Annotated in this window: 22 protein-coding genes; 14 read left to right on the forward strand and 8 right to left on the reverse strand. The window is 65.5% G+C overall.

Features of this window, described 5'->3' with window-relative positions:
• Window positions 1–79: 79 nt before the first annotated feature.
• Window positions 80–232, reverse strand: coding sequence for a hypothetical protein (locus ACY9XZ_RS16375; protein WP_463458102.1), 153 nt, complete (start codon window positions 230–232; stop codon window positions 80–82).
• A 29-nt stretch (window positions 233–261) separates the two neighbouring features.
• On the opposite strand from ACY9XZ_RS16375, the gene malQ reads away from it, so the two are divergent.
• Entirely contained in the window at window positions 262–1,752 is a 1,491-nt protein-coding gene (gene malQ / locus ACY9XZ_RS16380; protein ID WP_463458103.1) for a 4-alpha-glucanotransferase, read from the forward strand.
• A 6-nt stretch (window positions 1,753–1,758) separates the two neighbouring features.
• On the opposite strand, the gene ACY9XZ_RS16385 is transcribed toward malQ, so the two are convergent.
• Window positions 1,759–2,610 (reverse strand): translation initiation factor eIF-2B, encoded by an 852-nt coding sequence (locus tag ACY9XZ_RS16385; RefSeq protein ID WP_463458104.1) that lies wholly within the window; start codon window positions 2,608–2,610, stop codon window positions 1,759–1,761.
• Between the two features lie 63 nt (window positions 2,611–2,673).
• On the reverse strand, window positions 2,674–3,897 hold the full coding sequence (locus ACY9XZ_RS16390; protein WP_463458105.1) for an FAD-dependent oxidoreductase: 1,224 nt from the start codon (window positions 3,895–3,897) through the stop codon (window positions 2,674–2,676).
• Between the two features lie 206 nt (window positions 3,898–4,103).
• Between ACY9XZ_RS16390 and ACY9XZ_RS16395 the strand changes: the two genes are divergently transcribed.
• From ACY9XZ_RS16395 to ACY9XZ_RS16425, 7 genes are read left to right on the forward strand one after another with little or no spacing between them, the layout of a single operon-like run.
• A complete protein-coding gene (locus ACY9XZ_RS16395) occupies window positions 4,104–6,341 on the forward strand; it encodes a type II/IV secretion system ATPase subunit (protein ID WP_463458106.1) in 2,238 nt (745 codons plus the stop codon).
• Window positions 6,331–8,223 (forward strand): type II secretion system F family protein, encoded by a 1,893-nt coding sequence (locus tag ACY9XZ_RS16400; RefSeq protein WP_463458107.1) that lies wholly within the window; start codon window positions 6,331–6,333, stop codon window positions 8,221–8,223. Before ACY9XZ_RS16395 ends, ACY9XZ_RS16400 begins: the two co-directional genes overlap by 11 nt.
• A complete protein-coding gene (locus ACY9XZ_RS16405) occupies window positions 8,220–8,945 on the forward strand; it encodes a DUF7289 family protein (protein WP_463458108.1) in 726 nt (241 codons plus the stop codon). Before ACY9XZ_RS16400 ends, ACY9XZ_RS16405 begins: the two co-directional genes overlap by 4 nt.
• Window positions 8,938–9,384, forward strand: a complete 447-nt coding sequence (locus ACY9XZ_RS16410; protein ID WP_463458109.1) for a DUF7266 family protein — start codon at window positions 8,938–8,940, stop codon at window positions 9,382–9,384. The genes ACY9XZ_RS16405 and ACY9XZ_RS16410 overlap by 8 nt, the downstream gene beginning before the upstream one ends.
• Entirely contained in the window at window positions 9,381–10,085 is a 705-nt protein-coding gene (locus tag ACY9XZ_RS16415) for a DUF7263 family protein (RefSeq protein ID WP_463458110.1), read from the forward strand. Before ACY9XZ_RS16410 ends, ACY9XZ_RS16415 begins: the two co-directional genes overlap by 4 nt.
• Window positions 10,078–10,482: a DUF7262 family protein gene (locus ACY9XZ_RS16420; protein ID WP_463458111.1), complete on the forward strand. Its 405-nt coding sequence runs from the start codon at window positions 10,078–10,080 to the stop codon at window positions 10,480–10,482. Before ACY9XZ_RS16415 ends, ACY9XZ_RS16420 begins: the two co-directional genes overlap by 8 nt.
• Window positions 10,479–11,012 carry a DUF7261 family protein gene (locus ACY9XZ_RS16425; protein WP_463458112.1) on the forward strand — a complete coding sequence of 178 codons (534 nt, stop codon included), beginning with the start codon at window positions 10,479–10,481 and terminating at the stop codon, window positions 11,010–11,012. The genes ACY9XZ_RS16420 and ACY9XZ_RS16425 overlap by 4 nt, the downstream gene beginning before the upstream one ends.
• 55 nt (window positions 11,013–11,067) lie before the next feature.
• On the opposite strand, the gene ACY9XZ_RS16430 is transcribed toward ACY9XZ_RS16425, so the two are convergent.
• Window positions 11,068–11,580, reverse strand: a complete 513-nt coding sequence (locus ACY9XZ_RS16430; RefSeq protein ID WP_463458113.1) for a hypothetical protein — start codon at window positions 11,578–11,580, stop codon at window positions 11,068–11,070.
• A 687-nt stretch (window positions 11,581–12,267) separates the two neighbouring features.
• Here ACY9XZ_RS16430 and merB point away from each other — a divergent pair.
• From merB to ACY9XZ_RS16460, 6 genes are all read left to right on the forward strand, one after another.
• A complete protein-coding gene (gene merB / locus ACY9XZ_RS16435; protein WP_463458114.1) occupies window positions 12,268–12,939 on the forward strand; it encodes an organomercurial lyase in 672 nt (223 codons plus the stop codon).
• Complete coding sequence (locus ACY9XZ_RS16440) at window positions 12,932–13,630, forward strand: class I SAM-dependent methyltransferase (protein ID WP_463458115.1); 699 nt, start codon at window positions 12,932–12,934, stop codon at window positions 13,628–13,630. The genes merB and ACY9XZ_RS16440 overlap by 8 nt, the downstream gene beginning before the upstream one ends.
• Before the next feature lie 73 nt (window positions 13,631–13,703).
• Complete coding sequence (locus tag ACY9XZ_RS16445; protein ID WP_463458116.1) at window positions 13,704–14,336, forward strand: helix-turn-helix domain-containing protein; 633 nt, start codon at window positions 13,704–13,706, stop codon at window positions 14,334–14,336.
• A 159-nt stretch (window positions 14,337–14,495) separates the two neighbouring features.
• A complete protein-coding gene (locus ACY9XZ_RS16450; RefSeq protein WP_463458117.1) occupies window positions 14,496–16,097 on the forward strand; it encodes an FAD-binding domain-containing protein in 1,602 nt (533 codons plus the stop codon).
• Window positions 16,098–16,167: 70 nt separating this feature from the next.
• Window positions 16,168–16,983, forward strand: a complete 816-nt coding sequence (locus tag ACY9XZ_RS16455) for a helix-turn-helix transcriptional regulator (protein WP_463458118.1) — start codon at window positions 16,168–16,170, stop codon at window positions 16,981–16,983.
• Between the two features lie 295 nt (window positions 16,984–17,278).
• The gene (locus tag ACY9XZ_RS16460; protein ID WP_424328322.1) at window positions 17,279–17,512 is read left to right on the forward strand and encodes an HTH domain-containing protein; all 234 of its coding nucleotides are present in this window, start codon (window positions 17,279–17,281) and stop codon (window positions 17,510–17,512) included.
• Window positions 17,513–17,597: 85 nt separating this feature from the next.
• Here the strand turns inward: ACY9XZ_RS16460 and ACY9XZ_RS16465 are convergent, their stop codons facing one another.
• The 4 genes from ACY9XZ_RS16465 to ACY9XZ_RS16480 all read right to left on the reverse strand — a co-directional run bounded on the left by ACY9XZ_RS16465 (window position 17,598) and on the right by ACY9XZ_RS16480 (window position 21,617).
• Entirely contained in the window at window positions 17,598–18,404 is an 807-nt protein-coding gene (locus ACY9XZ_RS16465) for a phosphatase PAP2 family protein (RefSeq protein WP_463458119.1), read from the reverse strand.
• A gap of 3 nt (window positions 18,405–18,407) precedes the next feature.
• Window positions 18,408–20,192 (reverse strand): ABC transporter substrate-binding protein, encoded by a 1,785-nt coding sequence (locus ACY9XZ_RS16470; protein WP_463458120.1) that lies wholly within the window; start codon window positions 20,190–20,192, stop codon window positions 18,408–18,410.
• A 106-nt stretch (window positions 20,193–20,298) separates the two neighbouring features.
• Window positions 20,299–20,853, reverse strand: coding sequence for a hypothetical protein (locus tag ACY9XZ_RS16475; protein ID WP_463458121.1), 555 nt, complete (start codon window positions 20,851–20,853; stop codon window positions 20,299–20,301).
• A complete protein-coding gene (locus tag ACY9XZ_RS16480) occupies window positions 20,850–21,617 on the reverse strand; it encodes a nucleotide-binding protein (protein ID WP_463458122.1) in 768 nt (255 codons plus the stop codon). Before ACY9XZ_RS16480 ends, ACY9XZ_RS16475 begins: the two co-directional genes overlap by 4 nt.
• Window positions 21,618–21,673 lie beyond the last annotated feature (56 nt).

A 21,673-nucleotide genomic window follows, 5' to 3' on the forward strand; every position in this document is an offset into this window, starting at 1 on the left:
CCCCGCTCGCTTTGCCGAGGGCCGCTCACTGCTCACGGGTCGTTCCTCCCCGCTCGCTTTGCCGAGGGCCGCTCACTGCTCACGGGTCGTTCCTCCCCGCTCGCTTTGCCGAGGGCCGCTCACTTCGTTCGCGCCCCTCGCCCCGTTCGCGCCCCTCGCCCCGTTCGCGCCCCTCGCCCCGTTCGCGCCCCTCGCCCCGTTCGCGCCCCTCGCCTTCAAAAACCCCGCCCATTGAAATGCCTGTCAGGGCAACAGGTGCGTATGCAATTTGAACGGCAGAGTGGCGTGTTTCTCCACCAGACGTCGCTCCCGGGGCCACACGGCATCGGCGACCTTGGTGCCGGCGCGCGGGCGTTCGTCGACTTCCTCGACCGGGCGGACCAGTCGCTGTGGCAGTTCTGTCCGCTCGGCCCCACGGCAAGTGTCCACGGGAACTCCCCGTACCAGTCGTCATCGGCCTTCGCCGGAAACCCGCTGCTCATTGACCTCCGCGGTCTCGTCGACCGCGGCTATCTCACCGAGGGCGATATCGACCCGCCCGAGGACCTCTCCCAACAGCACGTCAAGTACGACCGCGTGACCGAGTTCAAGACGGGTCGGCTCCGAGCGGCGTACGAGCGCTTCGACGAGAGCGCGGCTGAAGCTGACCGGCAGTCGTTCACCAAGTTCTGCGAGCGCGAATCGGGGTGGCTGGACGACTACGCGCTGTTTACGACGCTGAAATCCGAGTTCGACGATGCCGGCTGGATGGACTGGCCGGGCGATATCAAGCGGCGCGAGCCAGCGGCTGTGGAGCGATACCGGGACGAACTGGCCGACGACATCCGCTATCACAAGTTCGTCCAGTGGTGCTTCGACAGCCAGTGGCAAGCACTGGCTGAATACGCGGCCGAGCGGGACATCGGTCTCGTCGGCGATCTCCCCATCTACGTCGGCCTCGACTCGGCGGACGTCTGGGCGTACCCCGAGGTGTTCCGGCTCGACGACGAGCACCAGCCTGCGGAGGTGGCCGGCGTCCCGCCCAATCCCGGCGACGACGGTCAGCGGTGGGGGAACCCGGTGTACGACTGGGAGGCGCTGCGAGAGAACGACTACGGCTGGTGGATCGACCGGTTCGAGCGGCTGTTCGATCTCGTCGACATCGCCCGCATCGACCACTTCAAGGGCTTCGACGAGTTCTGGTCGATTCCGGCCGAGGCCGAGGACCCGGCCGCCGGACAGTGGCGCGACGGCCCCGGCGCGCACTTCTTCGAGACGGTCGAAGACCGGCTCGGCGACCTCCCGTTTTTCGTCGAGGACCTGGGCTTTCTCGACGAAAGCATCGTCGCGCTACGGGACCGCTTTGGCTTCCCCGGCATGCGCGTGCCGCAGTACGCCGACTGGTGCGAGGAGGGGCATATGTACCAGCCGATGCACTATCCGGAGTCGGCCGTCGGCTACACCTCGACCCACGACACGGACACCGTCGTCGGCTACTACCGCGACCTCTCGGACCGGCAACGGGACTGCCTCCACTACAACCTCGGCACCGACGGAGAGGAGATCAACTGGGATCTCATCGAGGCGGTGTGGAACTCGAACGCGGTCGTCGCGATGACGACCGTCCAGGACCTGCTCGGCCTCGATAGCGACGCCCGGTTCAACGTCCCCGGCACGGCGACCGGGAACTGGCAGTGGCGAGTGACCGAAGACGCGCTCGACGACGAGGTCGCCGAACGGCTCCGCCAGGTCACCGACAGGACGATCCGCTAGAGGCGCTCAGAACTGCAGAATGCCGTCTTCCGTGACGACCGTATCGAGCAGCCGGGTCGGCGTCGCGTCGTAGCCCGGGTTCCCGATGTCAAACCCCTCCGGCGGTTCGAGCATCACGTCTGACCCCTGCCGGAACGTGTTCGTGAACGTGAAGCCGCTGCCGATGAACTTCGACGAGGTTCCGACGACAGTCACGGGCACGTCCAGCTCGTTGGCCGTCGCGGCCAGGGGCAACGTCCCGATGCGGTTGTACACCACGTCGTCGATGAGGCAGTTCATCCCGACGAAGACGCGGTCGGCCTCCGAGAGGTAGTGGCCTGCCGCGCCGTCGACGATGAGCGTCACGTCGGCCCCGTCCCGGTCGGCCAACTGGCGGGCGGTTCGCCGGCCCAGGAAATGCGGCCGGGATTCTCTGGCGTACAGGTGGAACTCCTTGCCGTCGTCAAGCGCCGCCATCAGCGTCGCCATCACCGTCGAGGAGTTCTCGTGGGTCACCAGCACGTCGCCGTCGTCGATGAGCGTCGCCGCCCGCTCGGCCGCGCGGTCCTTGCTGGTCTCGATTTCCGTGACGACCTCCTCGATTGTGGCGAGCAGTCGCTCCTTGGCCGCCGAGACGGAGTCCGGGTCGGCGTCTTTCAGGTCCGTGACGATACGCTGCTGTGTCGTGTACAGCGGCGCGTGCGAGCGGTTCGCCCGCTGGAGCGCGCTGCTGTTGCGTTCGACTACCCGGAGAAAGTCCTCGACCGTGTGGCACTCGCGGTCTGTCAGTTCGCGGAGCGCCTTGGCGGCTTTCACGGCGGCGATCGAGGAACTCTGTGTCTCCATCTCCTCGATCTGCCGCACGGTCTCGTTTATCATGCGTTCATCTGTGGCTGCCACCCTTATAACGGTACAGTCGATAGCCGCTCCGTCCGTCCGAAATCACTCCGCACCGACCACGTCTTCGTCGGTCGGCCCCTGCCCGTCGAACTCGGCGACGAGCGAATCTAACTGCGCTGGGTCGTCGACGCTCGGGAGCCGCCGGTCTGCGGTCCGACAGTCTGCGTCGACGCCGAGGTCGTCACAGACGAGGTCGGCCGCCGCCTCGGCCATCTGGCGGTAGGTGGTCAGCTTGCCACCGACGATGCTCGCCACGTTGTCGACGCCGTCGTCGGCGTGATCGAGCAGAAAGAACCCACGCGAGATGCCGCGGCCGCCGCGCTCGTCCTCGTCGGGCGCGTACAGCGGCCGGACGCCCCACCAGGTCCGGACTTCCGGGGCGTCCGCGACCGGGGGCAGCATCGCCGCACACTCCGCGATGCTCTCCTCGACCTCCCACTGCTCTGTCTCGTACTCGTCCGGGTCGCGGACGGGCACGCTCGTCGTCCCGAGGACGGCCTCGCTTTCGTGTGGCACGACGATGTCGCCGTCGTCGGGGTCCCGACAGCGGTTGAGCACCGGCCCGAGGTCCTCGTACTCGACGGAGACCATCACGCCCCGCGTCGGTCGCATCTCGACGTCGAGGCCGGCCATCGCGGCGAACTCGCCCGCCCAGGCACCGGTCGCGTTGACGACGTAGTCGGCCGCGATGGTGTCGTCGACCGCGCCGCCGACGCGGACGCCGGTCACCTGTCCGTCCTCGACCATCACGTCCTCGACGGGCGCGTGTGGGTGTATCGCTGCGCCGTGGTCGCGAGCGTCGGCGGCGTTCGCGGCGACGAGCCGCGACGGGTAGATGACGGCGTCCGGGACGTCGAACGCGCGTTCCACGTCCGAAGCGATGTCGGGCACTCGCTCGCGGGCCGCATCGGCGTCCAGCGTCTCCACGGGGATCCCGATCTCCTCACAGGCCGCCCGCTTGGCATCGAAGTAGTCGGGGTCGTCTCCAGCGAGCTGGACGAACAGCCCCCCAGTGTCACGGATACAGGCCCCGGCGATCTCCTTGAGTATCCGGTTTTCGGCGATGCATTCTTTGGCACCGACCCGATCCGCTTCGGCGTAGCGGGCACCGCTGTGGAGCAGTCCGTGCGAGCGCCCGGAGGTACCGCTTGTCAGCCCGTCACGCTCGACGAGCGTCACGTCGATACCACGGAGTGCAAGGTCACGAGCGACGCCAGCGCCGGTCGCGCCACCACCGACGACGAGGACACCGGTCTCAATTGCCATGTGTACGGTTAGGATAGCTGACGTAAGATTCCACCGATACCGGGCGTCTCGACAACTGTGCGACCCGTTTCAGCGGCGAGGTGACGACCGCTGCCGGTGGCCACACGGCGAAACGATGTATTCGTTCCCTCGACTGTAGATTCGAGTTTAAATTTCACAAAACCAAGTCTACAACTTTAAGTGATGGGGCAAATCTAAAACCTCGTATGACCGCACAGGCTGCCACGGAGACCGCGCCGGTGGTTCCCGCACCGACGCCACCGGACGCCGCCGACGCCTGGTACGCGCCGGCCGTTCGCGAGCAAGACGAGGTGTATCCGGGCGTCGTCGTGACTGTCCGCCGGGAGGGAAGCGGCTTCCGGTATGATGTCCGCAATCCGGTGCTTTCAGCGTCGGAGTCCGACGCGTTGTCGACTGTCGAGTCACACTTTGCGGGTGCGAACATCGAGCGTCCACGGACACGCGAGGGAGCTGTCGAGCGAATGAGCGGGGGCTTCGACGCGAAACACCGACGGGTCATCGACCGGCTGATCGACGCGTCGCCGGCGAGCCGTCGCCGAATCGAGTATCACGCGCTATCGTCGCTGGCGTGTTTCGACGATCTGACGCCGTACGCGCTTGATTCCCGTATCGACGTCGCCGACGTGACCGACGACGGCGTCGTCGTCCATACTGACGACTACGCCCCGGCCGAGACTGACTTGGGGGCGGATCCGGCGTATCTCAACCGCTTTGCGAGCGAGCGCGTCGAACGCCACACGGTCCGGTTCCAGGGATTCGATATCCCGGTCATCGTCTATCGCGAACATCTTCTGGGTGCCGACCCGTTCACGACGAAGTATGCAGTTCGAGAGCCGGATCTGCTCCCCGGCGACGAACAACTCATCGAGGTGTGCAAAGAGCGCGTCTGGGAAACCGGCGTCGACGGTGTCGTCGAAGACCGTGTCGAGTTCGTTCGGGAGCGTGCCCGCTCGCTCCTGGCCCGGCAGCTGACTGTCCGCAACACGACCGAATGGGTCGACGCCGCCCGATATCGGCTCCGGTCGGCACTTGCCGAACTCGATCTGGCCGTGCCGCCGGTCGACCACCGCTTCGCCGACGACCGCCTCGACGACCTGCTGTACTACGTGCTCCGGGACCTCGTCGGCTACGGCAAGCTCACCGTCCCGATCCGGGACCACACGCTGGAGGACATCGAGGCTAACCGGGTCGACGAACGCGTGAAGGTCCTCCCGCGCGCTGACCTCGACCACGACGGGCGGGTACCGACCAACCTCGCCTTCGATTCAGAGGCGGCGTTCGTCAACGTCGTCACGCAACTGGCCGCCGACGACGGCGTCGAACTCAACGCGTCGAATCCGAGCGCGAAAGTCAACATCGACCCTGACGGCGAGGGTCTGCACGACGCCGACGACACCATCCGCTGTGCCGTCGCCCTGCCGACTATCAGCGAGGGCGGGCCACACATCTCTATCCGGAAGCAGTCGGCCGACGCGATGACACCGGTGGACCTGGTCCAGCGGGATTCGCTGCCGACGGAACTGGTCGCCCTGCTGTGGCTCCTCTACGAATCCCACGGCGTCGTCCTCTTTTCCGGGCCGACCGGTGCCGGCAAGACGACGCTGATGAACGCTCATATGCCGTTCATCCCGTACCGAGACCGCCCTATCAGTATCGACGAAGGGTCGCGTGAGGTCCGGATCCCCCACGAGACAGGTGTCTCGCTCACCACGAGAGACCACGAACGGGCCCACCGCCGCGTGACGATGGCCGACCTGATGACACAGTGCAATTACCTCAATCCAGATGTCGAGGTCATCGCGGAGATCAACACCGCCGCGTCCTTCGAAACCTTCGCCGAGACGCTCAATACCGGCCACGGCGTCATCGGGACGACGCACGCCGACGATATCGAGTCGCTCGTCAACCGCGTCATCGAGAAGGGGCTGCCGGCCTATCTGCTCGAAGAGATTGACCTCGTCGTGTTCCCTCGGTATGTCGATGGGGAGCGCTACGTCGGCGAGGTTGTCGAGTTCGTTGACGACCCGTCCATGGTCCAGAGCGGGAACGACCGAAGCGGGACGATACACAAAGACGGAACGGCCATCCACTACAACAGTGTCTGCTGGCGGCGGCCAGACGGGAGCTTCGAACTCGCCTACGACCACCCGCAGTTCGGGGACGACCAACGACAGGTCGACACCGGGATTCTCGACCGGCTTTCGGACCTCCGTGACGAACCGGTGTCGGCCGTTGAGGACGCGTTCCATCGCCGCCACCGCTACGTCCAGTATCTCGTTCAGGAGGGACTGACCGACTTCGATGACCTGTTCGGCGTTCTGGCCGATCTGGAGACGAACGAGGCAGCGACCGTCGAGCGGCTACGACGGCAGGCCGGGACCCCCGACAGCCCGCAACTGGAGGTCGGCACGGGTGACGACTGAGGGCGGCGGGACGCTCGGCTTGCTCGACCGGGGCCTGTACGCCCTGTTCGCCCACCACGCCGAGGACGACCGCCACGCAAGCACCCGTGACCGCTACCGGGCAGCTTACCCGAATGCCGGCTTCGGCGTCTACGTCGCCAGAGTGTACGGGCTGTCGTGGCTGGCGCTCTCTGCCGGCGCCGTCGGAACCGCGACGGCGGCGCTGCTCGTCCCGTCCAGGTCTTTCGACTCGTTCGTCGCGATCCTGCAGCAGAGCCTCCCTGTCGTGAACCGGCTGTCGCTCCCGTACGTCCCGCGGCTTCTGGTGGCCGCTATCCTCGGAACCGCCGTCGGCCTCACACTCAAGCGGGCCGTGTTCCTCGCGGGAAACCGGTATCTTTCGTGGGTCGCCAGCGCGCGAAGCGCAGACATTGCGGCCACGCTCCCCGGAGCGGTCCGATACCTCCGGGTCCTCGCGTCCGGAACGCACGACCGGCGCGAGATGTTACGTGCCGTCGCTGAACAGGACGCCTACGGCGAGACAGCCGTCGCCTTCCGGCGCGCGCTCAATCAGGGTATCCTCACCGGCAGTCTCGACACCGGTATCGAACGGGTCGCCAGTGAAACACCTTCGCGGGACCTGCTTGCGCCGTTTCTGCTGAAGTTTCGCGAACACGCGAACCAGAGTGCCGAGGCCCTGGAAGGGTATCTGGAGATGGAGGGGCGACTGCTCTCACACGAGCAGAGCCGCCAGCACGAACGCGCGACCGGCTACCTCGAACTGCTCGCGGAGTTGTTCGTCGTGTTGCTGGTACTGCCCGCCCTCGTGGTGCTCATCGTCACTGTGATGGGAATCCTCGCGCCCGGCCTCTCCGAGTCCGTTGTGACGCCGCTGGGCGAGACGACTGTCCGTGCCATCGTCGTCTACGGGAGTGCGGCGTTCGTGATGGCCACCGGCCTGCTGGCTGCGTTCGTCGTCGCCACACTCAGGCCACGGAACACGGCCGCACCGAGCTACAGCCTGCCGGATGGCCCCGTCGCGATACTCGCTACGATCCCTTCGAATCCCGCAAGCGCGCTCGTTGCTTGCGTCCCGTGGGGTGCTCTCGTCGCGGCCGGGCTCTGGTCGCTGGGCTATCGCCCGGTCAACGTCGCGCTCCTCTCGTACGCCACCGTGGGTATCCCCGTCGGCGTGGTAACGGTCCGCCGTGCCAGAGCAGACGACGCGAAGGACCGCGAGATTCAGGACTTCGTGCACGCCGTCGCCGGCCACGTCGCCCTGGGCCGTCCGTTTCCCGAAGCGGTCCGACGCGTCGCCGACGACGTGGAACTCGGTGCGCTCGCTAGCGACGTCCAGTCGCTCGCGTTCACCCTCTCACTCGGTGACAGCCCCGGCGACTCTGCGGCCGACAGGCGGGCTGCGGCGCTGGACCAGTTCGTCGACCGTGTCGGCACGCCGATGGCTGAACAGACTATCGGGCTAGTCGTCGGGGCACTGGATACAGGGAGTGATGCCGAAGACGTGTTCGAAACATTACAGACTGAGATAGGTCAGCTCTACCATTTACGAAAATCCATCCGCTCAGCGCTGCTCGTCTACGTTGCCGTCGGCTGGACGACGGCGCTGCTCGTTATCGGAATCACAGTGGCTGTCAACGTCTACGTTCTCGACAGCTTCGCGCAACTGTCGTCGGTCTCTGGTGGCGCGAACGTCGCTTTCGATCCCACCGCAATCAAACCCGTCCGAGAGCAATACCGGTTCTACGTCGTCACGCAGGCGACGATGCTGGCCTGTGGCTGGTTCGCCGGCACGGCGAGCCGTGGGATCTACGAGGCGTTGTTGCACTCCTCGGGGCTGGTGCTCATCGCCTACGTTGTCTTCGCGGGGGCTGGTCTGATTTGATTGGCGAAACCGACGCCCAGTCACATGTTGTCGGTGTCGTCCTGCTACTCGGTCTCACGGTCGTCGCGCTCGGCGGACTGACGGCTGTCGTCGGAAGTGTCGTCGACGGCCACACGGCGACCGCCGACGAGACGCGCGTCGCCAATACGTTCGAGACGGCGTTCCGGCCAGTGGAGCAGACGGGGCACCAGACGGCTCGCGTCCAGTTCACTGACGGCCGGCTAACGACGGTGGAACGGGAACTGCGTGTTCTCAACGACTCCGGCGTCCAGCGGACGGTCTCTATCGATGCGATAGTGTACGAGTCCGGCGACGACCGCGTTCGTTTCCTCGGAGGTGCCGTCGTCCGCGGGAGACAGGGCAACGCCTGGCTCGAAACGGACCCGCCGGTGACGGCGACGCGAGACGACACGGCGGTCATCGTCGGTGCGCCGGTCGTCAACGCCAGCGGCGGAACGGTATCCGGGACGGGCGGCGTGTCCGCGGGTATCCGACAGAACGTCAGCCACGAGCGCGAGCAGCTCCCGACCGACAACTACAGCGTGGCCATCGAGACCGAGACGCCCCGTCCGTTCGCCGAGTACTTCCGACGGGTCGGTGCGAGCACGCGAGTCAGCGATGTCGACGGCGACGGTACCCAGAGCGTCGTGGCGACCTTTCCCGGCCGTCGGACGCTGTATCTGGTCCGCCACGACATGCGAACGGAGGTTGGGCATGGATAACCGCGCGCTCAGCACGGTCGTCGAGAAACTGCTGAGCATGGGGCTGGTACTGCTGTACATCGGATTAGTGACGACGACGCTGTACGGCGGGACCGTCCCGGCGTATCAGTCCGCCGTCGGCGCGGAACTCGGTGACCGGACACTCGCCGAAGCGACGGCCCGCGTCGAACAGGCTGTACCGCCGGACGCCCGGGTCGTCTCGGCGACCGTTCGGGTGTCTGTGCCCGATACCATCGACGGCGCAGGATACAGCATCCGGACCGACGGCGATGACCTCGTACTCGTCCATCCCGACCCCGAGATCGGTGGCCGGACACAACCACTGTTACCCGATAGAGTTGATACCTTCGAGGGCGATTGGGAGAGCGGCAGCCCGACAGTGGTCACTGTCTCCGGGACACATGGAAGCGTGACGGTGAAACTGGAGGCGGAGCGATGACCCGGGCGAGCCGTCTCTCTGAGCACGTCCCGCGTGCCCAGACGTCACTGCCGGCGCTTGGCATAGCGCTCGTCTTGCTGACCGTCGTCACCGGACTAGGTGTCGCGATGGCAGACACCGCGATTGCCGGCGCGGACCGTACTCCTGACGAACGGCGGGTCGCAGCCGCTATCGCTGACCGGCTCGTCGCGGCGGACGGTCCACTGGCTACCCGGAGCAACGTGTTTAACCAATCGCGTGTGAGCGGCTTCGACCAAGCGGCTCTAGAGCGGAGCGCGCCGCCGGCCGGTGAGTATGCGGTCAGCGTCGAGGTGGCCGATGAAGAGATCGCAAGCAGCGGCACGGTTCACAGCGGGACGCGAATCAGTCGCCTCGTTGTGGTCGAGTCCCGGGAGACACGAACACTTACGCCCGACCTGGCGACAACCGACGCGGTGACGCTCCCTCGCCGGAGCGCGCAAGCCACGGTCACTATCGACCCGCCGGCCGGCGCGACCGTCTGGACCGTTCGCGCCAACGACCGGGTCGTTCTGCACAACCGGAGCGGGCTGGACGGCAGCTACGAAGTCCCGCTGGTCCCCTACGAGACGACGGAGTTACGGTTCCAGCGCGCCGGGCGGCTCGAATCAGGGAACGTGACCATCAGCTACGACGCCCCGCGGTCGACGAAGGAATCCTTGGTGGTGACAGTCGATGCGTAGGGCCCAGCTGCCGCTGTCGCTCGTGGAGGTCGCGCTCGGGACGGTCCTGGTTCTCGGTGTCGCGCTCGGATTCGCGCTGGGAACGCCAGCGCCGGACAGACAGGGGCCACAGCTCGACGCCTACGCATCGGATACGGCGACACTCCTCGCCAACGACCCGCCGCGGCATGACGGCGCGACCCGGCTACAGGAAGTCGTCACGAGCCCGGCGGCGTTCGACCGCGAAAAGGACGCGCTCTCGAACCGGGTCGCCCGCATCCTCCCCGCCAACGTCCTGTTTCGGGTCGAAACACCGCACGGGGCGGTCGGCACACCGACCCCACAGGGCGTCAGCACCGGAACCGCAACCGTACCGACGGGACACGGCAGCGTTCGAATCATCGTGTGGTACGCATGACTCGGCGCGGACAGCTGGTCCTCGTTGCGGCCACGGTTGTGGCTGTCGCGCTCGTCCCGATTCTCTTCGCCTCTCTGCAGCTGGGCTATCACGACGACGTTCGCGCGACAGCCGACTACGATGACGACCCGTCCGCCGACGCCCTTCGGGTGCTTGAGCGAGCTGTCGCGACCGAAAGCGCATCCATCCCGAAGCAGTACGCCTGGGCCGCGAACGATTCGGCGGTGGCGGCCGTTCGCAGCGAGTTGCAACCCCGGCTCGACCGACTCCAAACGTCCCGAATCGAGGACGGCATCCATTACAGCGTCACTTACAACGGTACTGCGGCACAGCGGTGGAAAAACGCGAACTGTCCGAGTGGGCCGGACCGCCAGTTCGGGGACTGCGTCGCCGACCGTGGCATCGTTGTTCAGAACCGTGTGGGCCGCACGCACGTTCTCGCCGTCGGCTTCGACGTGACGACGACAACCGAACGCGGCGAGGCTACTGTGACCGTGGTTCTGGAAACCAGCGGTCGGTCGTCGCGGTAAGCGGACCAAATCAAAAACTGCCCCTTGCACCGCAAATCAGCAGTCAGCGCGTGCGTTACTCCGTTGCGCCCGGCGTCTCGGTTCGGGCCTGTGACCGGATTCGTTCGAACGTGGCTTGCGGGAAGAGGCCGGTGACACTGTCGACCGATAGCGTGTCGATAAGGCCGGCTGGCGGGCCGGTGACCAGCAGTGCACCGGCTTCGGAGACGGAGTCGTCGATGGTGAGACCGAGATCGGACGTCGCCCGCTCCTCGAAGGAGCTGATTGCCTCTTCGATCAGACTTTCCTGCGCGGTGCGGTATTCCGCCTGGGCCTCGCTCTGTGTGAGGTTTCCGCTCTGGAGTTCGGACTGGATCTCCTGTTGTCGTTCCTGTAACTGCGCCTGGTCGGGTTCGACGCCGACCGTCACCGTCGCGGGCTCTGCGTCCGCGGTCTGGCTTTGGGGCCCTGTTCCGGTTTCCGTGCCGTCGCTGTCGCCGCCCTGGAGGGCGTTACAGCCGGCGAGCGATACTGTCGCGGTCGTTCCGGCGAGTTGCATGAAGCGGCGGCGCGTGGACTCGAATTCCATTATCGACTAGCACGGGTCCCGCGGGGTAACCTTTCTGATACGACTACGGATCTCGGCTCGTGCCTGCTCTGAGAACTGAATATCAGCCCGAAGTCATGGTCATGGACTGGCGTGCAGGGTATCGGGGACAATCGTCTCCGTAATATAAATACCTCCAGTAACGTGGGAGTCAAGCCGGTAACTGTCTGGTACGACCATGGCGATATGATTCCGATTCACTATAGAGCCACGGGATTCGATCGAAAACAGCCAGAGACGACTCACAGACCGTCCGCTCCGATCACCGCGTCGATCACGATCGCAGTCGGCTTCCTCGGGTTCCTGATCGCGGTTTCGTATCCCGCAACGACAGTCCCCATCGTGATCGCCGTGATAGCGACGGTAACTGTTCGGCGAAGTGGGCGGTAAGCGGCATCCCAGGGTTGCCTGGCGATCAGTTATCTTCTTGACAGCAGCTGCGATGATCTCGTCGAATCCGATTCGGGCCATGATGGGGCGTTGACTACAGGCTGAGCAGGCCAAGTGTCTCGGGGCTTGACCCCGAGGAGATCTACACGGCGGATTGTCCTGCGTAGCGGCACTTATCCACGACGTGAACGGCGTGGGAGTGCGCCTGTTGCGCGTATAAACCTGCCCAGATTGCTGGGAGCAACGACGAGGGACGGGGATCTCGTTTGTCCAGACGGAATGTCTAACACTGACGGCGATACCACGACGATCGAAGACACTGATGGATGCTGTGGCGGTACCGAACAGGAAACGGACACTCGAAGCGGCGGGCATTGGCTAGGCGAGGTCACGCTGGACAAGCAGCTTCCCGACGACCTGCGAACGGCACTCGGTCGGTTCCTCGGCGTCGAGTCGGTCGATACCCTGGCCGAGTGGGGCGAGCAGATCCGTCGGCGGGCTGGCGGCGGCTCCATCGATGTCGAGCAACTCTGCCACACTGACGGGGAATCTGCCCACTGGGGTGCGGTAGACGGCGAGCGCTACCACTTCCAGTGTTTCTACGACGCGGTCATTCTCGCGTCGCTGGAAGACAGCCCAGTCGATATACACACTGTCAGCCCCGGCGGGGTAGCCATCGAAGCCCGCGCTGTCGGAAGCGAGGAACTCTCAGTTACGCCCGAAACGGCCGTCTTCTCGCTCGGTATCGCGTTGGACGCACACGAGCGGTCCGGCGGCGATCCGACGTTGCAGGATGGCTACGCTGCTATCTGTCCGTACGTCAAAGCCTTCCCCGACCGTGAGACGTACGAAGCGTGGGCCACCGAGGTCCCCGCTGCGACTGTGGGGACGCACCTCTCGGGGGCAACAGCGTTCGCTCGGATACTGACCGCGGAGGATAACTATGACTGATGCGTACAGCAGTGACGCCGGTGACAGTCCGACGATGACCCGAGACGATGAAACACCATCCGTGCTCGCCGGACAGCAACGGCATACTATTGCCGATGTCAAGGAGACGTACCGGGAGCAGGCCACGACGATGGCCCGGATGGACTGGCTGAACCGGGCGCTCAGTGGGCGATATCGCCGAGCGCTGTTCGGCGACGCTACCGGCCGAATCCTGGACGTAGCCTGCGGTGTGGGGACCAACGCCACGTACCTCCCCGCCGACACCGAGTACGTCGGTATCGATGTCAGTGAGGCTGTTCTCGACGAGGCACGCCAACGCCTCGAAGACAGCCCACAGGAGACGACGCTGTACGAGATGGACGCAGAGAACCTGGCGTTCCCTGACGACAGCTTCGATACCGTCATCTCCTCCCTGTCGACGTGTACGTTTCCCGATCCAGTGGCGGCACTCTCGGAGATGGGCCGCGTCTGTGCGCCCGATGGTCGGGTTCTCCTGTTGGAGCACGGCCGGAGCAGCGTTGGACCGATCGCCCGGTTTCAGGACTGGCGGGCAGACGCCCACTTCGAGAAACACAGCTGTCGGTGGAATCAGGAGCCGCTCGATGTCGTCGGCGCTTCGCCGCTAACGACAACTGAGTCGTGGTCGGCTTTGCTCGGCATCATCACCGCTATCGAAGCCCGTCCGGAGTGACGGCCCCCTGGCTTATCGACTTCCCAGTATACTGGGCACAAACTTGTAGTCGGTGATCACTCAATTGAAACGTATGCGGGAAGCCGAGATCAGTATCACCGACGGTGAACTGGCGGCAATGGGCATCGAGGAACTCTTCTCGATCGCCAGCGAGGCCGGGCTGCTCGCGTTCGAGGAACTGGCCTGTCGCGGGAACGGGGCGGTCGTGCAGATCGAAGTCGAGACGCGCTGTGACGAGGACGCACTCGCTGGACTCGATTATGTTGACCAGTACAACCACGTAGCCGAACGGGCGGATTCGCATGTGTACGTGATCTCGTTCACCGCGCCGGATCTCCCAGCTAGTCTCGAAGCGACGGCCGACGACCTCATCGGCACCTGTGACCCGGAGATCGACGAACACGGTGCCACGATGTCGCTCGTCGGTCCGCACGAGGCGATCTCTGACCAGCTCGGCGGGTACGAGGACGCGGGTGTCTCGCCGACTCTGCACCGAATCGGCGGGTACGACGGTCCCGAATATCTGCTCGATGAGCTGACAAGTCGCCAGCGGGAGGTCATCGAGACGGCCTGGGAGATGGGGTACTACGAAGTTCCCAAGGAAGTCCCGGCGGGCGAAGTTGCGACTGAACTGGGCCTTGAGCCCTCGACCGTCAACGAACACCTCCAGCGGGCCGAGCAGAACCTCCTGAAGCAGATTCTCTGAGCGTCTGGGTTACCGATTCCATCTATCCGGACCGCTCGTCGCAGCCAATTGCCATCTGCGCGTTTGAGCTGGCCACAGAACGGACGGTCCCGAACGGCGTGGCTTCGGGAGCCGAAAGACAGTGGTGTCTGCGGTCCAACGATGATTCGATTGGTGCGTATGCCGGGACCGGAGCCTGCCGATACACCCATCCCACGGGGAGACGCGATTCCGACGCTTGCCGACGACGAGTCCGGGACGGTCGTCTGGCATCGCGAACACCTGCGGGTTCGCGACCAGGCCGCGGTAGCGAGGGCTGCGTCGTCCGAGTATATGCTTCCGCTGTTCGTGTTCGACCCGGCGTTCTACGGCGCGGACGGCCTGGCCTGTGACAGCCGGGTTCGGTTCCTGCACGACTGTCTGGCCGACCTCTCGGATCAGTACCACACGGCGACCGGTCGCGGGCTCACCTACGCCCACGGGGACCCGGTGGACGTGCTGGGGCGGTTCCGCGAGGCCGGCTGGGACATCGTGACGATGGCCGTTCCGACGGGACGGTACGGCCGCGAGCGTGACCGTCGCGTCCGAGAACAGTGCGATGTCACCTTCGTCGACGGTGACGGGCTGGTTCGGGACCGAGGCGATACCCGCGACGGCTGGCAAGAGGAGGTGTCGGCGTGGTTCTCCGCCGACCCGTACGACTGGAACCCAGAGACGGTCACCTCCCGGAGCTTCGACAGCGGTATCGACGTCGGCGCAATCGAGGACTACTACGATGTCACGCCGTCGAAATCCGACGTGCCCCGCGGCGGGACCGGTCGCGCGCGCGAACGGCTGACGGCGTTCGTCGAGCGGATCGACGACTACCCGGGGAACATCTCCGCGCCGACGGACGCGCGAGAGGGGACCAGCGGGCTCTCGCCGTATCTCGCCTTTGGCTGTCTCTCCGTCAGACAGGTCATCCAGTATATCGACGAGCACGCGCCCGACGGCCGCGGGAAAGAGATGTTCGTCTCGCGGCTGTTCTGGAACAAGCACTACGAGCAGAAACTCGAAGACTGGCCCGGGTGGCTGGATACGGCGGTGAATCCGGTGTTCGAGGGGTTCAACGCGGCGCAGTACGACCCCGACCTGGTGACCGCCTGGAAGCACGGACGGACCGGGTTTCCGATGGTCGACGCGTCGATGCGCTGTCTCAAGGAGACGGGCTGGCTCAACTTCCGGATGCGGGCGATGTGTGCCTCGGTGTACTACCACCTGCTCCAGCAGCCCTGGCGGATCGGCGCAGACTGGTTCTACCACCATCTCATCGACGCCTCGGCGGCGATCAACTACACCCAGTGGCAGTCCCAGTGCGGCCTGGTCGGCAAGCCGACGCTCCGACTGTACAACCCCCGAAAGCAGGTCCGTGATCAGGACCCGGACGGTGAGTTCATCCGTCGGTGGGTGCCCGAACTCGACGCGCTCCCCGACGAATACCTTGACCGGCCCGAGGGGACGCCGGTCCACGTGCAGGCGTCCTGTGGCGTCGACGTTGGCGAGGATTACCCGCACCCGGTCGTCGACTACGACGCGGCCCGACAGGCCTTCCGTCGACGGTACGAGGCGGTTCGTGCCGATGCGGCCGACGCCCTAGGCGACCCGGCTATCGCGCGCCGCGCGTCCTTCTCCGGCGGCCGCGAGGTCGCCGCTCGTATCGCCGCGGAGCACGGGACGGATGCGTCGAACGGCTCGGCGGACGGTGGGACACAGACCAGTCTCGGCTCGTACGGCGACGAATAGTTCACACAGACACGATCAGCGTTGCCAAACGGCAAAGAGGCTAAGACCATCGCCCACCCAGACGTGTGCAATGACGGAGGGTCCGGACGCCACCGCCTTCGAGGATTGTCAGTTCCTCACCGGGTCACCGCAGCGGTTCGCGGTGCTGGCCCAGCTTCGGGAGCGTCCGGCACGGCCTACCGACCTGTGTGATACGGTCGACGCGACGCGAACCACGATCCAGCGGATACTCGCGGGCTTCTCCGAGCGCCAGTGGGTCGTCAAACGGGACGGCGAGTACCGACTCACCGTGACCGGCCAGCGGGTGTTCGACCAGTACAAGGCGCTTCTCAGCGAGGTCGAACGGGCTCGTGTGGCCGGTCCGCTTGCCGCCCATCTCGGTTCCATCGCGGCGGACCTCCCGGCGGACCTGCTGGAATCTGCCCGCCTCACGACGAGCTCCGAGCAGAACCCCCTGGCCGCGATCGATCGGTTCACGAACTGGCTCAGCGAGGTCGAGGGCGACGTTCGGGCCATCTCGCCCATCGTTACGTCGGTGTTCAACGACGTCGCGGTGGACCTGCTCGAAACGGGGACGCATATCGAGTTCATCATCGATCACAGCGTGCTCGAACGGTCCGAGTCCGATTTCTCGGACGCACTGCAGCGAAGTGTCGAACACCAGAACATCGACACGTACGTCCACGACACACCGCTCGATATCGGCCTCGCGCTTGACCGCTCGCGGGTCTGTCTGGCAGCCTACGATGACCGGAACAACGTTCGAGCAATAGCCGAATCCGATGCTCCAGCGGTGTATAGCTGGGCCGAGTCGGTGTTCGACCGATACAGAGCGAGATCACAGCCCCTCGAGGCGGTTCTGTCGGCGCAGGAAAACAAGCAGTAAGCGGGGCTGGCTGGTATCGTCCGCATGAAGGGCCGAAGGGAGCACTGGTCGGCGCGCCAGCACTCGCTGGAGGGCGGGATGGCGTATCCCCGACGCAGGATACTGCTGGCGGGTGCCTATACTTATTCGCTGTAACTGTTTGCGGCCCGAAAACATGTTACAGGGGCTGTAACATCCGATGTGTTCCCGGCCCCGACCTGGCACACACCCCTCAACAGGTAGCGATTTTCTATATCGTCAATTAAACTGAAATAATGGCCGACAGTATAAGTGTGTGGCAATCGTTGACAGAAGTATGTCTCCGCCTGGGCGGGAGATCCAGTACACTGAATCGGACGTTATCGAGGTGTTCAAACACCGGGGCGATTACGCGGAGCCACTCACAGCGTCGGAGGTGGCGGACAGGCTCGGCTGTTCGCGCCGGACCGCGCTGAACAAACTCCACGACCTGGAAGCAGAGACCGATATCACGAGCAAGAAGGTCGGCGGCCGGTCGCGAGTGTGGTGGATTCCCGTACGAGCGGATTGATACCGCCGGATCGAAGCCTTTTGAGAAGTTCGTCATCCCGAGACGGCGGCTGTCGTTCCGACGCAACGTCTACCGGTATGAGCCGTCACGGCGGTTCGCTTTCGGAGTGAAACCGTGGGCGTGTCGCGACGTACACACTGACGGCGCCGAGCAGAATTCCGAAGACGACGTCGGTCGCCCAGTGGATCCCAAGCACCATCGTCGAGAGGATGACACTGCCGGCCAGGAACGTCGCGACCGGGAGCCAGCGGGGATATTCCGCCCGGAGGCGGTAGGCCATGAGCGCGACTGTCACCGACAGCGACGTGTGCAACGACGGGAAGACGTTCGTATTGGCGTTGACCTGCGCCGTCACCAGCTGGAAGCGGGGTATCGTATCGAACAGGAGCGGCTCGACCATGTCCGGGGCGAAGTTTCGCGGGCCGTACGCGACGAACAGTATGTAACAGAGCAACCCGATGCCGTAGTTGACCGTGTAGGCAAAGGCGGTTTCCCTGAGATAGCGCGTCGTCCCCAGCAGTAGCGTCAACACCAGCGGGAACACCAGCAGGAACACGTAGCCGTATATGTACACGAACCCCAGATACAGCGTGAGCCACGCCGGTGCGAGCGACTGGAGCGAGGCGACGAACGCGCCCTCGAACGCGTAGATCGTTTTCGTGATATTGCTCCCGATGAGCCAGGACAACCCGACGCCGACGTCACGGACGACACTGTTGACCGCCAGTACAGCCACCAGCAAGAGGAGTGGACGGGCAGTCTGCCGGAGCCGTGTCCGGAGCGCGGGTAGTTCTGCTTGAATGCGGCCCGGGCCGACGATAGTCGCGGTACCGACGGCGAGCAACAGCGAGACGACGACGGCGACTTCGGAGAAGACAGAGACGACGTTCATACGCTACGATTGGAGGAGCGTGCTCGCGTCGTACCGATAGCCGGCCTCCCGGAACGCCGACCGGACCTGCTCCGTGTCCAGTTCGCCGTCGGACCCGAGAAACGGGGTGACTGTGCCACCTGGCTCCCACTGTACCGTCTCCGGCACCAGTCCCGTCCCCGACAGCGGGCTGACGGCCGGCGTCGCGTAGCCGTCGAACACGGTGTCGACGAGATGCTGGCGGTCGACGAGATGCGACAGGAGGTTGCGGAACCGGGAGTTCGACAGCGGCGCGGACCGGACGTTGAATCCGAGGAAGTAAAACGAGTCGCTCTGGTCCAGCAACAGCGTGAGGTCGTCGGCCCGCCCGATAGTCCGAACGAGGTCCGAGCCGACGCCGACGGCGGTCGCATCGGCATCGCCGCTCTCGACGAGTTCGACGGCAGTGGCATCCGAGCCGACGAACCCGACCTCGACGGCGTCAAACGGCGGGTCGAGTGCGCTCGCTCCGACGCTATCCGGGGGGTCCATCGCCGTGCTGAAGTGGTCCTCGAACAGGGTCAGCCGCAGCGATTCGCGGTCGCTCGCGGTGTCGAACTGCAGCGGGCCGCTCCCGACAGGTGGGATGGCATCGGTCACGAGCGCTTCCGTCGTCGCGGCGCCGATACCGACCCCGCCGATGTCGGCCTCGTTCGCCCGCTCGCGCCAGACGTGTTCGGCCAACAGCGGCACGGTGAGTGCCCGCTCAGCGACGGCGCGACAGCAGTCCGGACAGGCGAGTTCGACCGTCCGCTCGTCGACGACAGTTGCCTCGGTCACAACCGAGGCACGGCCCCGATAGCGCGTCGGCGGCACCGCCTGCTCGAAAGCTCCGAGCGACGTATCGGCCAACATCCGGTAGGTGAACGCCACATCAGCCGCGGTCAGCGCCTCGCCGTCGTGCCACTGGAGGTCGTCACGCAGTGTGACCCGCAGCACTGCCCCGCCGCGGCCGGTCGTATCCCACTCCCAGTCGACCCCGGCCCAGGGGACTACTCCCCGGTGATACTGGCGGGCGAGCGAGTCGTACATGAGGCTCGTAATCCGGCCGCGTCGGCGGAACGGGGCCATCAACGGATTGAGGTTCCGCGTCACGCGACTGTCCGTCGTGACGAGCCTGAGCGTCGTCGCCGCCGGGTCGGCCCGGTCGAGGGTCAGCAGTCGGAGCGGTGATTCCCCGAACGCGCCGGTCCACCCGCTGAAGCGTGTCGTGTTCGCTGCGCGGATGCTGTCCGGCGTGCCGATGACGAGAAACGGGCAGACGTTCGCCAGGTGCTCCTGTAGCGACGCCAGCGTCTCGGCACGGCGGTCGCCGGACTGGCGGCGCTGTGTCGTCAGTAGCTCGTCGACTTCGAGGTCGGCGAACCCGAAGGGGTTCTGCCAGCCGCGCTCGGCGGCGAACGACGAGTGGACCAGCGAGTACAGCGAGTCCGCCGTGATCTGCCGGTAGGGGTAGCGGCCCACGAAGGCGTCGAACTCGTGGCTGAGGAGGGTCTGGCGGTACAGTTCCGCCGCCGTCACCGGCTGGACGGTGGTGTCGACGCCGGCGGTGTCGAACCACGACTCCAGTTCGCGCGCGATATGCATCGCGCCCGGGTCCTCGTCCGCCGGGCGCGTTTTGATGGAGAGCGAAACGGCGGAGGCTTCCTTGTTGCCTGCCAGCGTCCGCAACCGCTGCATACAGCCGCTCGTCGCCGCCAGCCCGGCCGCTGTGCTCCCCAGTAGCGCTCGTCTGGAGATCTCCTGCGGTGACTGGCTGGCTCCGTACATATGTTTAGGGGTCAACACGTCCTCCTATATAACACTCTGTACTTCGACAGCTTTCGGGTACCGCTGTCACGGGAACAAATCCCACGCAAGCGGGGCCGTCCAGCCCTCAGAACTCCCACTGCTGTGCGCGTTCGTGGGCTTCCGAGCGCGCCTGCTGTTTGATGGCCTCGATCTTCTCCGCGTCGTCGAGGAACGCTTCGACGGCGCTTTGTTCACTGACCCCACCCTCGGCGTTGCTTTCGTCGCCGTCCGTTGCCCTCAGCCGTTCGTCTGAGGCTGCCCGTCTGGTGCTGTCGGCCAGCGCCGGGTCGCCGCCCAGTCGCTCGGCGGGCATCCCGGGTGGGACCCGTAGATCGGCTGCTTCGTGCGCCGCTTCGAGGTCGGCGATGTCGAGCGCGTACAGCGAGACGTGGTACGGGCCGGGAATCGCCAGATCCGCGAGCGCCGGCGGGCCGCCCCGGTCCGTGCCGGTGTGGTAGGCCAGCACGGGGACGCCGTCGGTGAACGTGATGACGCCGCGCCCCTCGCCATCGAGCAGGAGCGTCTCCTGGGACTCGAAGACCGCGTAGCCGGTCAGCTCGCGGTCCAGCACGTCGGCCAGCGTGGCCCGCGGGTCCGTGACGACGCGGGACTTGTCGAGTCGGCCGCGGGGGAGCTTCATAGTGACTCGGGGATGACGGCGCTTCGGAACCGGTCGGCGGCGTCGGCGGCTGGTCCGTCCTGTATCGTGAGTGCCTCGGTGGCCTCGCGGTAGGCCGTCGCCGCCTCGCACTCGGGGGCGTGGGCGAGCAGCGGCCGGCCGGCACGGCGCGCCTCGCGGGCGCGCTCGCTCTCGGGGACGGCCGCCAGTGTCGGCCCGTCGAAGTACCGTTCGGTCTTCTCCGAGACTTGCTCGATGGACTCGGACGCACGGACCTTGTTGAACAGGAGGCCGGCCACGTCCGTGCCGTAGGTCGTCGCGTACTCCTGGACCTTCAGCCCGTCCGAGATGGCGGGGATCGTCGGCTGGAGCACGACCACGATGCGGTCGGCCAGCACGATCGGCAGGACGGCCGTCCGGCTGTCGAGCGCCGGCGGCGAATCGAGGAGGATGATGTCCGTTCCTTCAGCGAGTGTCGCAACCACGTCCCGGAGCCGATCCGGGTCGGCGTCCCTGAAGCCATCCAGACTCGTGCCACAGGGGACCACAGTCAGCCCGAATCGGTCGTACGCGGCCGCCTCGACTGGCGCGTCGTCGGCCAGCACGTCATGTAGCGTCGTCTCGGCGTCGGAGAGGCCGGCGTGAAAAAGGAGATTCGCCATGCCCGTGTCGGCGTCGACCACCGTCACGTCGTAGCGGTCGGCTAGCGCCATCCCGAGGGCGACGGTGCTCGTCGTCTTGCCAGTTCCGCCCTTCCCACTGGCGACCGCGAACACTTCGACCATTGGGGAATATTGCGAGCTAGCTGTATATAAATTTCCGGAAATTGGGGGAGTATCAA

This window comes from Haloarcula sp. HT12 (genome assembly GCF_055271655.1).